The following is a 14,669-nucleotide window of genomic DNA, read 5'->3' on the forward strand; positions in this document are numbered from 1 at the left end:
GTTCACTCCTCCCTTTCGTCGGCCGCGGCGGCGTGCCCCCGCACGGTGAAGGGGAGGTTCGCACCGGGGAAGAGGGCGGGGACCCGGAGGGAAACGTCGGCGGTGACCAGGCCGCCGCCGCCCCCGCAGGAGGTGCTGGCCGACCAGGCGCCGGACAGCTTGGACTGCGCGGCGGCGGCGCAGTCCCCGCCGACGGCTCCGGCGCGGGCGGCCTCGTCGGCGGCGTTGCCGGCGAGGGCGTACGTGTAGCCGATCAGCGTCGCCTGCCACAGCAGCAGGAGCGTGCCGAGCACGACGGGGACGAGGCCCGTGAACTCCACGGCGACCTGCCCCCGGTCACCGGCCCGCCACCGCCCGCGCGACCACCGCCGCCGATCCGGCTCGCCGCCCGCACGCGGCCCGCCCGCACGGGGGCCGCCCGTGCCGGCGCCACACGCGCTGGGGCCGCCTCCGTCGTGGCGGTGTCCGCCGGGTGTCCGTGCGGGTACGGGTCCCATGAGCCGCCCCTCCCCTCTCCCCTGTCTCCGCTACTTCCGGCGGGCGCGGCGCGGGCCGGCCGCGCCGCGGTCCCCCCGGAGCCTGCCCGGCCGGTCGGCGGTCGACTCCGGCGCCTTCACGAGGTCCAGTTCCCCGGCGAGTGCCCACAGCGCCTGCTTCACCGCCGACTTGGCCTCCAGCTCGTGCATGCGGCCGGAGTCGACGTACGGCTGGAGTTCGCGGAAGGCGGCGGGGACGGCGGTGCGGGCGGTCCGGGTGCCGGTGATCTTCTCGACGAGCGGCGGCTGGATCTCGGTGTTGCGGGTGTGGCGGTTGACGACGGTCACGGTGTCCTCCGCCTTGCGGATCCGTAGCCGGTCCCAGAGCCCCACGAGCCGCTTGGCGGCCCGGACGGCGACGACGTCGGGGGTGACGACCAGCAGGGCCGTGTCGGCCATCTCCACGGCCGCGGCGTTGGCCGAGCTCATCTGCGTGCCGCAGTCCACGACGACAACCTCGTAGCGGTGGCGCAGCGCGCTGACGATCTGGCGGGCGGAGCGGTCCGTGACCTCCTCGCCGCGCTCGCCGTCGGCCGGGGCGAGCAGCAGGGCGAGGCCGGTGGGGTGGGTGTGGAGGGCGTCCTGGAGGACGCGGGGGGTGATGTCCTGGATGGTGGCGAGGTCCACGGCGGAGCGCCGGAACCGGACGTCGAGGTAGGAGGCGACGTCCCCGGACTGGAGGTCGAGGTCGGCGAGGGCGACGCTGCGGCCCGACGCGCGTGCGGCGAGGGCGAGTTGCACGGCGGTGACGGTGGTGCCGACGCCGCCCTTGGCGCCGCTGACGGTGACGATGGTGCCGCCCGGCCCGGTCGGCCCGTCGCCGCCCTGCCCGAGGTGGCGGCGCACCCCGGCGGCCCAGGCGGCGGCGGAGTGAACGCGCTGGGCGAGTTCCTCGTATGACAGGGGGAGGCCGACGAGGCCGCGGGCGCCGGAGTCCATGGCGGCCGAGTACAGGCCGGGCCCGGTGTCGGCGGTGAGGAGGACGACGGCGACGGCGGGGAAGCGGAGGGCGACCTCGCGGATCAGGTCGAGCGCCGGGACGGGGCCGATCCGCTCGTGGACGAGGACGACCTCGGGCAGTTCGTCGACGGAGACGGCGGCGGACCGGGCGAGGGTGTCGATGAGCGTGGTGGAGTCGCCGACGGGCGCCGGCAGCGCCGGTTCCGTGTCGGGGAGCTGGCCGAGCAGCGTGGTGACGGCCCGGGCTGCGTCGGGGTCGCCGACGGCGGGGAGGACGCGCGTGGTCATCCTGCTGCCTGTCCCCTCACGTGTTCTTGTCCCCTCACTGGTCCTCGTCTTCTCACTTGTTCTTGTCTTCGTCGAGCGTGTAGGTCGACTCGCCGGGTTTCAGCGCGGCGGGTCCGTCGGAGGGGAGCAGGGCGAGGCGTACGTGCTCGGCGAACGACTCGGCGTAGGCGACGCGCTGGGCGTCGGCGGTGGTGAGGGCGAAGGTGATCGGCACGGCCTCCCGGCCGGCGGTGCCGGTGCGGTCGTTGCCGCGCTGGTCGATCGGGGTGAGCTGGCCGACGTCGAGGACGCGGGCGCCGGCGACGATGAGGCGGGACTCGGCGACGGCGTTCTTGCCTCGGCCCTCGTCGTCGAAGGTGGCGAAGATGTTCACCCGCGCCCCGGCGGTGATCTTCCCGGCGACGCCGGTGGAGGCGTCGATCATGATGGCGATCTCCTGCTGGCCGCTCTCCAGGGCGGGGCGGTCGGCGACCATGTCCTTCTGGAGGAGCGAGCCCTTCCGCAGCTCCGCGACGGCGATCTTGCCGCGTACGGCGGAGAGGTCGCGGACGGCGCCGGCGGAGAGCCACCGCTCGGGCATCGTGATCCGCTCGAACTGGCCGGGCCGCAGCGGTTCGTAGGCCGGTACGTCGGCCTTGACGCGGTACGCCGTGACCTCCGGCCCCACCTTCGCCTGGACGTCGCTGATCACCGCGACGACGCCGGCGAACGCCCCGAGGGCGCACAGGACGGACAGGACGAGCAGGATGACACCACGGCGCTGGCGTGCGTTCATCGGCGGGACGACCTCGTGGGGGTGCGGGCGGCGGAGGAGGGGCGGGGGTGCGGGGCCGGCGCCCCGGTCCCGGTCACGACGCCTGCCGCGTCGCCGGCCCCGGGGGGAGGGCGGCGGCCGGGCCGTCGGGCGCGCCGGTCGCCGCGGCCTGGGGCGGCGGGAGCGGCGTGGAGCAGAAGCCGCAGCGGTCACCGAGGAGTTCGCTGCGGCACCAGGGGCAGGTCTCGCGGCGGACCGAGGAGACGAGCTGGTGGAGGACGGGCAGGTCGGGCAGGTACGCGGCGAACTCCACCAGCCGGGGCGTGCCCCACCAGGCCGGTGATCCGGCCGGTGGCGGGACCTCGTCGACGGCTTGGACGCGCCAGGCGGGGGCGAGGGTGCCGGTGACCCAGTCGGTGGTGAGCCGGCCGGGCGCGACGACCATGCGGGTGGCGAAGTCGGGTCCGGGCAGGGGCCGTTCGCCGGGTGAGCCGAGCCGGGTGAGGTGCGGCTCGGGAGTGGCGAGGACGGCGAACTGGGAGCCGGGCATCCAGGACTTGGCGTGTGCCTTGAGCGTCACGGGGACGCGGTCGAGGCGGGCGACGGAGCCGAGGACGGCGCCCGCGTGGACGTAGTGGGCGAGGAGCCGGGCCGCGGTCGCCAGCACGCCGGGACCGAAGTCGCACAGGGAGAGCTGCCGCAGCTGACGGGCGAGGACGGCGACGCCGAGCGGGGGCAGGTCGAGCGGGAGCAGGGCCATGCGGTCGCTCTCCAGGAGCGCGCGGACGGTGTGCAGACGGCGCACGTGGCCGGCGGGCGTGGAGGAGGGGTAGAGCGCGATGAGGTGGCCGTGCTGGTCGAGGAGGGTGCGGACGTCGGCGAGCGCGGCGCCCAGCGGCTGCTCCGCGGGGGCCGGGAGGACGGCCGCGGCGGGGGTGTGGTGGTCGGTCGGCGGCAGCACCAGGTCGGGACTGGTGACGGCAATCGCGGTCGGCACGCTGGTTCCCCGTTCGGTCCGGCCACCGGTGTTCCCGGCGCGTCGCGGTGGCCCGCGACACCTGCTGCTCCGTGTGTGCTCCGACCCCGCACTTTATCGGCGGGGGCGGGGCGGGAGAACCGCTTTCGGACTCCTCGTGGCGGTTCCTGCGCACCCCGTGTGCCCGCAAATGGGGCGAAGAGGGCGGAAGTTGACCGATCGCCGGCGGCGGAGTCGGCGGGAGGGTGGCGGGCGGGCGCCGGGGGGCGGTCGCGGCGGAGCCGGCAGGGAGGGCTGCGGGCGGCGGGGGGCGCGGTCGCGGCGGGTCCGGTCGGGGCGCCGGCTCGGGGGGCGGCCGCGGGCCGGTCGGACGTCCGCCCCGTCCGGAGCCTTGACAAGCGAATTGGTCTGGACCAACTTGTACGGGCACGCACCGCGGCGGCCGCCGACCCGTACGCCCCCTGCCGACTCCCCACCGCCGCACGCCACTTCCCCGCAACCCACTCCCTCCCGCACCACCGATGCCTTTCCGCATCCCCACTCCCCCACTCCCCCACCGGAGGCAGCACAGTGGACCGCACCAGAACGCTCACCGGCGGCGCCCTCGCGCTCGCCGTGGCGTCCGGCCTCGTCCTGACCGGCGGCACCGCCCCCGCCGCAGCGGAGGACCGCAACGTCGCCAGGAACGCCGGCTTCGAGTCCGGCCTCACCGGCTGGACGTGCTCCGCCGGCAGCGGCGCCGTCGTCACCTCGCCCGTGCGCGCGGGCACCGGCGCGCTGAAGGCGACGCCCGGCGGGCTGGACAACGCCCGCTGCTCCCAGACCGTCACCGTCAAGCCGGGCTCCACGTACCGGCTCAGCGCGTGGGTCCAGGGCGGGTACGCCTACCTCGGCGCGTCCGGCACCGGCACGACCGACGTGTCGACCTGGACGCCCGGCAGCGGCGGCTGGCAGCAGCTGACCACCTCCTTCACCACGGGCCCCGCCACCACCTCGGTCACCGTCTACACGCACGGCTGGTACGGGCAGGCCGCCTACCACGTCGACGACGTCTCGGTCTTCGGCCCGGACGGCGGAGGCGGCGGTGACCCCGACCCGGTCGTGCCCGCGCCCCCGGCCGGGCTCGCGGCCGGGTCGGTGACGCAGTCGTCCGTGTCCCTGAGCTGGAGCCCGGTGAGCGGTGCCACCGGCTACCACGTCTACCGGGACGGCGCCAGGGTCCAGTCGGTGTCCGGCACCTCGGCGACCGTGACCGGGCTCGCCGCCGACACCTCGTACGGCTTCCAGGTCTCCGCGACCAACGCGGCCGGCGAGTCCGCCCGGTCGGCCGCCGTCTCCGCCCGTACCGCCCCCGGCGGCACCAACCCCCACCCGACCGTGCCCAAGCACGCGCTGACCGGCTACTGGCAGAACTTCGACAACGGCGCCAAGGTCCAGAAGCTGCGCGACGTCCAGGCGCAGTACGACATCATCGCCGTGTCGTTCGCCGACTCGACCAACACCCCCGGCCAGATCGTCTTCAACCTCGACCCGGCCGTCGGCTACGCCTCGGTCGCCGACTTCAAGGCGGACGTCGCGGCGAAGAAGGCCGCAGGCAAGTCGGTGGTCATCTCCGTGGGCGGCGAGAAGGGCAACGTCATCATCAACAGCGACGCCTCGGCCGCGGCGTTCGCCGACAGCGCCTACGCGCTCATGCGGGAGTACGGCTTCAGCGGCGTCGACATCGACCTGGAGCACGGCATCAACTCGACCTACCTGACCAAGGGCCTGCGCCAGCTGTCGGCGAAGGCCGGGCCGGGGATGGTGCTGACGATGGCCCCGCAGACCATCGACATGCAGAACACCGGGACCGAGTACTTCAAGACGGCGCTCGCCGTGAAGGACATCCTCACGGTCGTCAACATGCAGTACTACAACAGCGGCTCGATGCTCGGCTGCGACGGGAAGGTGTACGCGCAGGGTTCGGTGGACTTCCTCACCGCGCTCGCCTGCATCCAGCTGGAGGGCGGCCTCGACCCGTCGCAGGTCGGCCTCGGCGTGCCCGCGTCGCCGCGCGGTGCGGGGAGCGGCTACGTCGACCCGTCGATCGTGAAGAACGCGCTGGACTGCCTGACCCGCGGCACCGGCTGCGGCTCGTTCAAGCCGTCGAAGACCTGGCCGTCGCTGCGGGGCGCGATGACCTGGTCGACGAACTGGGACGCGACTGCCGGGAACGCCTGGTCCAACGCGGTCGGCCCGCACGTCCACAACCTGCCGTGACACAGCGGCCCGCCCGCCGGCGCACCGCGTCGCCGGCGGGCGGGCCGTACCTCGCCCGGCTCCGCCCCTACCAGGGCAGCTCGCGCACCTGCTGGACGCACAGCACCAGGAACAGCAGGCCGGCCGCGCCGAGGACGCCGTTGCTCAGCCACCCGTTGCGCCACTCGGCGGGCGTCCGGGACGAGTTCAGCAGCCAGACCAGGGTGAGGGCGAGGAACGGCATGAAGAACGCGCCGATCACGCCGTACACGATGACCAGGCCGAACGGCTGGTCCAGGAAGAGCAGCGCCATGGGCGGGAACGTCAGCCACAGCAGGTACGCCCGGAAGGGCAGCGACCGCTCGCGGACCCCGGCCGCCACCGCCTCGCCCGTGGCGGTCGCGCCGCGGGAGCGGACGTGGGTGACGAAGTCGGCGAACATCAGGCTCACGCCGTGCCAGACGCCGATGAGCGAGGTGATGGACGTGGCGAAGAAGCCGATCAGGAACAGCTTGGCCGTGACCGCGCCGTACCGGTCCTCCAGGATCCCGCCGAGGTCGAGCAGCCCCTTGTCGCCCTTGGCGAGGGCGATGCCGGAGGAGTGCAGCAGCTCCGCGCCGACGACGAGCATGGCGATGACGAAGACGCCGGTGGTGAGGTAGGCGACGCGGTTGTCCAGCCGCATCACCTTCATCCAGGAGGTGTCCGTCCACCCCTTGGCGTTGACCCAGTAGCCGTACGCGGCGAGCGTGATCGTGCCGCCGACGCCGCCGATGAGGCCGAGGGTGTAGATCAGCGAGCCGTCGGGGAGGACGGGCGCGAGGCCCGCGAAGGCCCGCCCGAGGTTCGGGGTGACGCGTACGGCGAGGTACAGCGTGATGACGAACATGACGCCGACGAGGATCGTCATGACCTTCTCGAACACGGCGTACCGGTTGAACCAGACGAACGCCAGACCGGCCAGGCCGCACAGGACGGCCCACCACTTCAGGTCCATGACGTCCGGGAAGAGCGCCTGCAGGGGCAGGGCGCTGGAGGACATGGCGGCGGCGCCGAACACGAAGCCCCAGACGGCGACGTACACGGCGAAGTAGCCGGTCGTCCAGGCGCCGAGGCTGCGCCAGCCGTCGAAGAGGGTGCGGCCGGTCGCCAGGTGCCAGCGCCCGGCGGCCTCGGCGAGCGAGATCTTGACGAGGCAGCCGACGACGGCGGCCCACAGGAGGGTGTAGCCGAACCTGCCGCCCGCGACGAGCGTGGCGACGAGGTCGCCGGCACCGACGCCGGTGGCCGCCACGACGATGCCGGGCCCGATGTACCGCCAGCTCGCCTTGCGCGTCGGGACCGGGCGCCGGCCGCCGCCGTGCGCTCCCCCGCCGTCGCGGCCGGGCCGCCGGTCGTCGTGCGCTCCCTCGCCGTCGCGGTCCGGCCGCCGGCCGGGCGTGGTGTCCGCGGTGTCCGCCATGCGCTGTCCGCCTTCCCCTCGTCCACTCGTGCCACGTCACCAAAGCGGGTGCGCGGTGATCGCGCAAGAGGGGTAGTCCTTCTGGCCGTGAGCGGAGGACGGGCCGACCGTGACCGAAGGAGCATCTTGACGCGGTCATGCCATGCCACCATCCTGCGAGCCACGGGGATGCCTCCCCGACCCCCACCCAGGAGACAGCATGCGACTACGCATCAGAGGCGGACGGTCCGTCACCCTCGCGGCCGCCCTCGCCCTCGCCGTCGTGGCACCGCTCACCGCCGCCACCACCTCCGGCGCGGCCCCCACCCCGCCCGCCGCCCCGGCCGCCGCGGCGGAGGAGGTCACCCGCCAGTACGAGATCCACGGCCCCTCCACCCCCGCCGAGCGGTCCGCCCTCGCGGCCACCGGCGTCTCCGTCGACGAGGTCGACGACCACGCCGTCGTGGTGAGCGCCAACACCGCCCAGGCCAAACGCCTGCGCGCGCTCGGCCACACCCTGGAGCCGCTGCCCGGACCCCCGAACCGCTCGGGCGGCGCGGCCGTCTCGCCCATGGACTTCCCCCCGGCCGACTCCCGCTACCACACCTACGCGGAGATGAACGCGGAGATCGCCCAGCGGCTCCAGCAGTACCCGAACATCATGAGCCGCCGCGTCATCGGCAAGACGTACCAGGGCCGCGACATCGTCGCCATCAAGATCAGCGACAACGTGGCGACGGACGAGAACGAGCCCGAGGTCCTCTTCACGCACCACCAGCACGCCCGCGAGCACCTCACCGTCGAGATGGCGCTGTACCTGCTGCGCGAACTCGGCGCCGGCTACGGTTCCGACGCCCGCGTCACCAACGCCGTCAACAGCCGCGAGCTGTGGATCATCCCCGACCTCAACCCCGACGGCGGCGAGTACGACATCGCCACCGGCTCCTACCGCAGCTGGCGCAAGAACCGGCAGCCCAACACGGGCTCGTCGTACGTCGGCACCGACATGAACCGCAACTGGGACTACAAGTGGGGCTGCTGCGGCGGCTCCTCCGGCTCGCCTGGCTCGGACACCTACCGCGGCCGCGCGCCCGAGTCCGCGCCCGAGGTGAAGGTCGTCTCCGACTTCGTCCGCTCGCGGGTCGTCGGCGGCAAGCAGCAGATCAGGGCCGCCATCGACTTCCACACGTACAGCGAGCTGGTCCTGTGGCCGTTCGGCTACACGTACAACGACACGGCCCCCGGCATGACCCAGGACGACCGGGACGCCTTCGCGACGGTCGGCCGCAAGATGGCCGCGAGCAACGGCTACACCCCCCAGCAGTCGAGCGACCTGTACGTGACGGACGGGTCCATCGACGACTTCCTGTGGGGCACGCACCGGATCTTCGGCTACACCTTCGAGATGTACCCGCGCTCGGCCTCCGGCGGCGGCTTCTACCCGCCCGACGAGGTCATCGAGCGCGAGACGAGCCGCAACCGCGACGCGGTCCTCCAACTCGTGGAGAACGCCGACTGCATGTACCGGTCGATCGGCAAGGAACAGCAGTACTGCGCCGCCTCCTGAGCACCGGCGCACCTCCCGCATCTCCCGCACCGGCCGTTTCCTGCTGAATCGTTCCTGCGGTGGCACGGGGAACCGTGTCACCGCAGGGGCGGTCATGGACCGGTGTGCGGCGTCGAGTTGCGGGCTACCCTGCTGGCGGGGGACCGCGGGAGGGGACGGCGGTATGACGGGGGCAGGGACACGGCTCTCGCCGCTCGGCGGCGACGACCCGGGCGCGCTCGGCCCGTACCGGCTGCTGGGGCGGCTCGGTTCGGGCGGGATGGGCCGCATCTACCTGGCGCGGGCCCGGCCGGGCGGGCCGCTCGTCGCGGTCAAGACGCTCCTCGCCGACGGCCCGGTCAGCGGCGACGACCGGCGCAGGTTCGCCCGCGAGGTGACGCTCGCCCAGCGCGTCGACGACCGCTGCACGGCACGCGTCGTGGACGCCGACCCCGAGGCGCCGACGCCCTGGATGGCCATCGAGTACATCGCCGCCCCGTCCCTGGCCGAGCTGGTCGGCACCGCCGGGCGCCTCCCCGCGTCCGCCATCCGCTGGATCGCGGCCGGCACCGCGCAGGCCCTGGTCGCCCTGCACGGGCAGGGCATCGTCCACCGGGACGTCAAGCCGCAGAACATCCTGCTGCCGTTGGACGGGCCCCGGCTGATCGACTTCGGCATCTCGCACGCCCAGGACATCACCCGCACCACCCTCACCCTCGGCACCATCGCCTTCACCTCCCCGGAGCAGGCGCGCGGCGAGCCGTCCACGGCCCGCTCCGACGTGTACTCGCTGGGCGCGACCCTCTTCCACCTCGCCGTGGGCCGGCCGCCCTACCCGCAGGGCGAGGACACCCTGCGGTTGCTCGCCCGCGTCTCCCGCGGGGACCTGGACCTGACCGGGCTGCCGAAGGAGCTCGTGCCGCTGGTGCGCCCCTGCCTCGCCGTCGATCCGTCGGCCCGGCCGCGCCCGGCGGACGTCCTGGAACGGTTCCTGGCCGAGGCCCGCCGGCTTCCGACCTCCCACAGCGGGAGCCGGTGGCTGCCGCCGCGCTGGACGGAGCTGATCGCCGCGTACGAGCGGCGCGGCGAGGAGTGGCGGCGCACTCTGCCCGCCGGTCCCGGGGCGCCGGCGGCGGACGACCGCACGGCCCCGGTCCCGCCACCCGGCCCGACGCGCGCGGACACCGGGCAGCGGGAGGGGGAACGCGCGCGCGAACGACAGCGGCAGCAGGCCGAGGCCCGGCAGCGGGAGGCGGAGCGCGAACGGGAACGGCAGCGTGCGGAGGCCCGGCAGCGGGAGGCGGAGCGCGAACGGGAGCGGCAGCGGGAGGCGGAGCGGGCGCGGGTCTCCGCCGGTGCGGCGGGTGGCCGGGCAGGGGGCGGGCCGGCGCCGACGACGAATCCGCAGCCGCCTCCCGCGCGCGGATCGGCCGGTGGCTGGTTCCTCGCCCTCCTCGCCCTGGCCGCATTCCTCCTCTTCCTCTTCCGCGACGGGATCGACCCGTCGGGGAGCACCTCGGCCACCACCGGCGGGACCGGCGGCTTCGCCAGCCGCCCGCCGACCGCGTACACCGGCACCACCGGCCCCCGCACCGGGACCGCCACCACGGACACCGGCCCGGAGGGGGCTGGGGCTACGGACGCGGGCCCGGAGACGTACGCCCCGCGCCGGCCGACGCCCGACGCGACCGACCTGGCGTTCCGTGCCGTCCGGGCCGGGGACTGCCTCGACGTCCACGCCGACGGCCACGGCTCGTGGAGCAGGCGCGTCCCGCTGCGGGTGCGGTGCGACACGGCCGGCGCGTACGTCCGCGTCACCGCCACCGGCCCCGCCGCGAGGTGCGCCACGGGAAGGGGCCGCGGCCGGTGGACGCACCACGCCGACGACGGAGTGACCACCGTGCTGTGCCTGTCCCGCCGCTTCCGCGCCGGCCAGTGCTTCACCGCCGAGGTGGACGCCGGGTCGAAGGCGTCGGCCAACCTGATGGAGGTGTGGGACTGCGCCTCCGACATGGTGCCCCGCGGGCAGACGCACATCCTGCGGATCACCGGCTACTACCGCCTGCCGCCGGACTCCCGCGTGGACTGCGGGAACGGCGGCGCCCGGTCCTGGTACTGGGCGGTGGACGACGGCCGCGCGGTGGTCTGCGCACGGGCCCGGTGAGGCCCCGGCGTCAGCCGAGGACCGCGAGCGCGTCGATCTCGACGAGCAGCCCGGCGGGCAGGCCGACGTAGACGGTGGTGCGGGCGGGCGGGACGGCGACGCCCGCGAGGTACTCGTCGTAGAGGGCGTTCAGCTCGGCGAAGTGGTCGGTGTGGGTGAGGTACACGCGCATCATCACCACGTCGTCCCAGGTGGCGCCGCCCTCCCGGAGGACGGCCTCGACGTTGGCGAGGGTCTGGAGGGTCTGTTCGCGCAGGGTCGGCCCGGCGACGGCGGGCGGTTCCCCGGGAGCGGCCGGGAGGAACCCGACCTGGCCGGCCACCTGGAGCAGGCCGCCCTTGCGCACCCCGTGGGAGAAGCGGGCCGGCGGGGTGGTGTGGGTGGGCGGGGTGACGGCCTGCTTCTCGCTCATGCGCTGTCCTTCGGTGGGGTGGTGCCGGAGTGGTCGTGGCCGGCGGCCTCGGCGGTGCGGCGCACCAGGGGCAGCAGCGCGAGGAGTCCGTCGGCCGTGACGACCACGTTGGGCGCGGAGAGGGACAGGGCGGCGGCGACACGCCCGTCGGGCCCCCTGACCGGTGCGGCGACGCAGTTGATGGACTCCTCGTGGCCGCCGAGGTCGGTGGCCCAGCCCTGTTCGCGTACGGCGGCCAGCTCCGCCCGGAACGCGGCGGCGTGCGGCGTCGAACGGGATGTGTAGCGCGGGTAGTCGAGCCGGTCGGTGAGCGCGTGGCGCTCGGGCTCGGGCAGGTCGGCCAGGAGGACCTTCGCGACGGCGGCGACGGTGACGGCGACGGGGCGGCCGATCCGCGAGTACATGCGCACCGGGTACCTGCTGTCGATCTTGTCGACGTAGACGACCTCGTCGCCCTCGCGCACCGCGAGGTGCACGGTGTGGCCCGTCCGCTCGTTGAGGCGGACGAGGTGGGGGCGGGCGCTCTCCCGGACGTCGAGGTTCTCCGCGGCCTCCTGGGCGAGCGCGAAGAGCCGGGCGGCGAGCCGGTAGCGCTGGTCCTCCCTGCGGTGGACGAGCCCGTGCTCGTTCAGCGTCCGCAGCAGCCGCAGCGCGGTCGACTTGTGGACGCCGAGCCGTTCGGCGACCTGCCCGAGGTCGGCGGGGCCCCGGGCGAGCAGCGGCAGGATGCTCAACGCCCGGTCGACGCTCTGGCTCATCGCGTGCGTACCTCCTCGTCGTCCGGTCCCGCTCCCGTCCAGCCGGGACCGAGACGCAGTCTTCCCCACGCGGCCCCGTCCAGCCCGGCCAGCCGGTCGACGAGGCCGCCGCCGGGGAGGGGGGCGAGGTCGCCGGGGGCGGTGAGCGCGGCGGCGGCGGCCAGGTGGCCGTGGCGCAGCCGGGCGGCGGGCGGCAGCCCCCGCAGGGTCGCCCCCAGGAACCCGGCGGCGAACGCGTCGCCGGCGCCGGCGTACGACACGACGTCGACGCGGGGCGCGGGGACGGAGATCCGCACGTCGGCGCAGGCGGGTCGGGGGCGGGCGGGCCGGGCGCCGGTGGCCCGAGGGCGGGCGAAGAGGGTCGCGCCGCGGGCGCCCTCCTTGACGACCAGCACGTCCGGTTCGGGGAGCGCCGCCCGCAGCGCGTCCGGGCCGCGCGCGCCGAGGACCTCGGCGGCCTCGTCCGCCCCGGCGAAGACCAGGTCGGCGCCGCGCGCCGCCGCCCGCAGGACGCGGCGGGCCGTCGCGGGGTCGGGCCACAGGGCCGGGCGGTGGTTGAGGTCGAAGGAGACCAGGGGCCGCGGCCGGCCGGGGCGGCGGGCGGTGAGGGAGGCCACCAGGGCGCGGCACCCCGGGGAGAGCGCCGCGGTGATGCCGGACAGGTGCAGGACGCGGCCCGCGGCGGCCTGCGCGTACGGGACCGTGCGGGGGGACATCGCCGAGGCGGCCGAGCCGGCCCGGTGGTAGACGACCTCGTACGCGGGGTCGGCCCGGTCCGCGGCGGTGCGGAAGTAGACGCCGGTCGGGCGGTGCCGGTCCCGGCGGACGGCCGAGACGTCCACGCCGTGCGCGGCGACCGCCGCGAGGAGGTGGTCGCCGAAGCCGTCGGCGCCCACGCGGCTGACCCAGCGGACCCGGTGCCCGGCGGCGGCCAGGGCGCAGGCGACGTTCGACTCGGCGCCGCCGACGGCCCGGGTGAAGGAGGGGGCGTCGGCGAGGCGGCCGGGCCGGGAGGGCAGGAGGACCACCATGGACTCGCCCAGGCACACCACGTCGACGTCGGGTGCTGCCGTCACGGTCGCCTCCTGGGGGCGGGCGGGGGCCGTTGACCCCGCGCTGGCCGGGATGTTAGACACCGGTGAGCGACCGACGCAACGACCGTTGCACACCACGCAACGGGGAGGGAGGCCGGGATGGCCACCGCACAGCCGGGCCCGGACGTGCTCGCCGCACGCCTCGCCGACGAGCGGGTCGACCACCGCTTCAAGGGGCTCCCGCCGGACGCCGACGGCCTCACGGTCGGCGAACTGGCCGCCCAGCGGCGCACCGTCTTCGCCGGCGGCTTCACCACCCCGGTCCTGACCCTCTCCGCCGGGGCGCTGGAGCACAACCTGGGCCTGCTCGGGGCGTACTCCGCCCGGCACGGCCTGGCCTTCGCGCCGCACGGCAAGACGACGATGGCGCCGGGGTTGTTCGCCCGTCAGCTGGCGCACGGCGCCTGGGGCATCACGGTGGCCGTCCCGCACCAGGTGCGGGTGTGCCGGGCGTTCGGCGTGCGGCGGGTGTTCCTCGCCAACGAGCTGGTCGACGCGGCCGCCCTGCGCTGGATCGCCGGGGAGCTGGCGGCGGACCCGGAGTTCCGCTTCGTCTGCTACGTCGACTCGGTGCGCGGTGTCGGGCTGATGGACCGCGCCCTGGCCGGGTCGCCGCGGCCGGTGGACGTCGTGGTGGAGCTGGCGGCGGGCGAGGGCGCGCGGACCGGGGTGCGCACGGAGGCGGAGGCCGTCGAGGTCGCGCGCGCGGCGGCCGGTTCGTCGGCGCTGCGGCTGGTCGGCGTCGCCGGGTACGAGGCGCAGGTGCCGGGGGCGTCCCCGCCGGCCGTGGCGGCGTGGCTGCGGCGGCTGACCGGGCTCGCGGCGCGGCTGGACGGCGCGGGGCTGTTCGCGGAGGCGGACGAGATCGTGTTGAGCGCGGGCGGCAGCGAGTGGTTCGACGCCGTCGCCGACGTCCTCGCCGAACTGCCGCCGCTGTCGGCGCCGGTGCTGAAGCTGCTGCGCTCGGGCGCGTACGTCGCGCACGACCACGGCCACTACGAGCGGCTGACGCCGTTCAACCGGGTCCCGCGGGAGGGGGCGCTGCGGCCGGCGTTCCTGCTGTGGGCGCAGGTGGTGTCCCGGCCCACGCCGGACGAGGCGTTCCTCAACGCCGGCAAGCGGGACGTGTCGTACGACCTGGCGCTGCCCGTGCCGCGGCGGGTGCGGTCGGGCCCGGACGGGGCGGAGCGCCCGGCGGACGGGCTGACGGTGACCGCGCTGTCGGACCAGCACGCGTGGGTGCGCGCCGAGCCGGGGGGCGTGCTGCCGCGGGTCGGCGACTGGGTGGGCCTCGGGCTGGCCCACCCGTGCACGGTGTTCGAGAAGTGGCCGCTCATCCCCGTGGTGGAGGACGACGGGACGGTCGTCGACTACGTCCGCACCTTCTTCTGACCGGCCCGGCGCACGCGGGACGCCCGGGGCCGGGGCGTAGCGGCACGAGCACCGGTCCCGGGGCGTACGGGCACAGGCCCGGGGCGTACGGGCACAGGCACGGGCACGGG

Annotated in this window: 12 protein-coding genes; 4 read left to right on the forward strand and 8 right to left on the reverse strand. The window is 75.2% G+C overall.

Annotation, left to right across the window (positions count from 1 at the left end):
• Positions 1–2: 2 nt before the first annotated feature.
• From LPA54_RS42905 to LPA54_RS21925, 4 genes are all read right to left on the reverse strand, one after another.
• Positions 3–320 (reverse strand): TadE/TadG family type IV pilus assembly protein, encoded by a 318-nt coding sequence (locus tag LPA54_RS42905; protein ID WP_228980417.1) that lies wholly within the window; start codon positions 318–320, stop codon positions 3–5.
• Positions 321–527: 207 nt separating this feature from the next.
• Positions 528–1,784: an AAA family ATPase gene (locus tag LPA54_RS21915; RefSeq protein WP_228980422.1), complete on the reverse strand. Its 1,257-nt coding sequence runs from the start codon at positions 1,782–1,784 to the stop codon at positions 528–530.
• Positions 1,785–1,836: 52 nt separating this feature from the next.
• Positions 1,837–2,559 carry a Flp pilus assembly protein CpaB gene (gene cpaB, locus LPA54_RS21920; RefSeq protein ID WP_228980423.1) on the reverse strand — a complete coding sequence of 241 codons (723 nt, stop codon included), beginning with the start codon at positions 2,557–2,559 and terminating at the stop codon, positions 1,837–1,839.
• 73 nt (positions 2,560–2,632) lie between these two features.
• A complete protein-coding gene (locus tag LPA54_RS21925; protein WP_228980424.1) occupies positions 2,633–3,535 on the reverse strand; it encodes a hypothetical protein in 903 nt (300 codons plus the stop codon).
• A 549-nt stretch (positions 3,536–4,084) separates the two neighbouring features.
• Between LPA54_RS21925 and LPA54_RS21930 the strand changes: the two genes are divergently transcribed.
• A complete protein-coding gene (locus tag LPA54_RS21930) occupies positions 4,085–5,773 on the forward strand; it encodes a chitinase (protein WP_228980425.1) in 1,689 nt (562 codons plus the stop codon).
• A gap of 67 nt (positions 5,774–5,840) precedes the next feature.
• Here LPA54_RS21930 and LPA54_RS21935 read toward each other — a convergent pair whose 3' ends face one another.
• Complete coding sequence (locus LPA54_RS21935; RefSeq protein WP_228980428.1) at positions 5,841–7,214, reverse strand: Nramp family divalent metal transporter; 1,374 nt, start codon at positions 7,212–7,214, stop codon at positions 5,841–5,843.
• 199 nt (positions 7,215–7,413) lie between these two features.
• On the opposite strand from LPA54_RS21935, the gene LPA54_RS21940 reads away from it, so the two are divergent.
• The gene (locus tag LPA54_RS21940; RefSeq protein WP_228980431.1) at positions 7,414–8,760 is read left to right on the forward strand and encodes a M14 family metallopeptidase; all 1,347 of its coding nucleotides are present in this window, start codon (positions 7,414–7,416) and stop codon (positions 8,758–8,760) included.
• 163 nt (positions 8,761–8,923) lie between these two features.
• Entirely contained in the window at positions 8,924–10,903 is a 1,980-nt protein-coding gene (locus LPA54_RS21945; protein ID WP_228980433.1) for a serine/threonine-protein kinase, read from the forward strand.
• Positions 10,904–10,913: 10 nt separating this feature from the next.
• Here the strand turns inward: LPA54_RS21945 and LPA54_RS21950 are convergent, their stop codons facing one another.
• Genes LPA54_RS21950 through LPA54_RS21960 form a run of 3 tightly spaced genes read right to left on the reverse strand, consistent with a single transcriptional unit; the run spans position 10,914 to position 13,149 of the window.
• Entirely contained in the window at positions 10,914–11,315 is a 402-nt protein-coding gene (locus LPA54_RS21950; protein ID WP_228980434.1) for a RidA family protein, read from the reverse strand.
• The gene (locus LPA54_RS21955) at positions 11,312–12,073 is read right to left on the reverse strand and encodes an IclR family transcriptional regulator (protein WP_228980436.1); all 762 of its coding nucleotides are present in this window, start codon (positions 12,071–12,073) and stop codon (positions 11,312–11,314) included. The genes LPA54_RS21950 and LPA54_RS21955 overlap by 4 nt, the downstream gene beginning before the upstream one ends.
• A complete protein-coding gene (locus LPA54_RS21960) occupies positions 12,070–13,149 on the reverse strand; it encodes a sugar kinase (protein WP_308112882.1) in 1,080 nt (359 codons plus the stop codon). Before LPA54_RS21960 ends, LPA54_RS21955 begins: the two co-directional genes overlap by 4 nt.
• Positions 13,150–13,266: 117 nt before the next feature.
• On the opposite strand from LPA54_RS21960, the gene LPA54_RS21965 reads away from it, so the two are divergent.
• The gene (locus tag LPA54_RS21965; protein WP_228980438.1) at positions 13,267–14,559 is read left to right on the forward strand and encodes an alanine racemase; all 1,293 of its coding nucleotides are present in this window, start codon (positions 13,267–13,269) and stop codon (positions 14,557–14,559) included.
• Positions 14,560–14,669: the final 110 nt, after the last annotated feature.

The organism is Streptomyces sp. DH12, assembly GCF_020873895.1.
In the GTDB taxonomy this organism is placed as follows: domain Bacteria; phylum Actinomycetota; class Actinomycetes; order Streptomycetales; family Streptomycetaceae; genus Streptomyces.

Bases quoted from the DNA above. Each gene is read 5' to 3' on its own strand.
- LPA54_RS21915 (WP_228980422.1), bottom strand. From the start codon at position 1,784: ATGACCACGCGCGTCCTCCCCGCCGTCGGCGACCCCGACGCAGCCCGG.
- cpaB (WP_228980423.1), bottom strand. From the start codon at position 2,559: ATGAACGCACGCCAGCGCCGTGGTGTCATCCTGCTCGTCCTGTCCGTC.
- LPA54_RS21935 (WP_228980428.1), bottom strand. From the start codon at position 7,214: ATGGCGGACACCGCGGACACCACGCCCGGCCGGCGGCCGGACCGCGAC.
- LPA54_RS21940 (WP_228980431.1), top strand. From the start codon at position 7,414: ATGCGACTACGCATCAGAGGCGGACGGTCCGTCACCCTCGCGGCCGCC.
- LPA54_RS21945 (WP_228980433.1), top strand. From the start codon at position 8,924: ATGACGGGGGCAGGGACACGGCTCTCGCCGCTCGGCGGCGACGACCCG.
- LPA54_RS21950 (WP_228980434.1), bottom strand. From the start codon at position 11,315: ATGAGCGAGAAGCAGGCCGTCACCCCGCCCACCCACACCACCCCGCCG.
- LPA54_RS21955 (WP_228980436.1), bottom strand. From the start codon at position 12,073: ATGAGCCAGAGCGTCGACCGGGCGTTGAGCATCCTGCCGCTGCTCGCC.
- LPA54_RS21965 (WP_228980438.1), top strand. From the start codon at position 13,267: ATGGCCACCGCACAGCCGGGCCCGGACGTGCTCGCCGCACGCCTCGCC.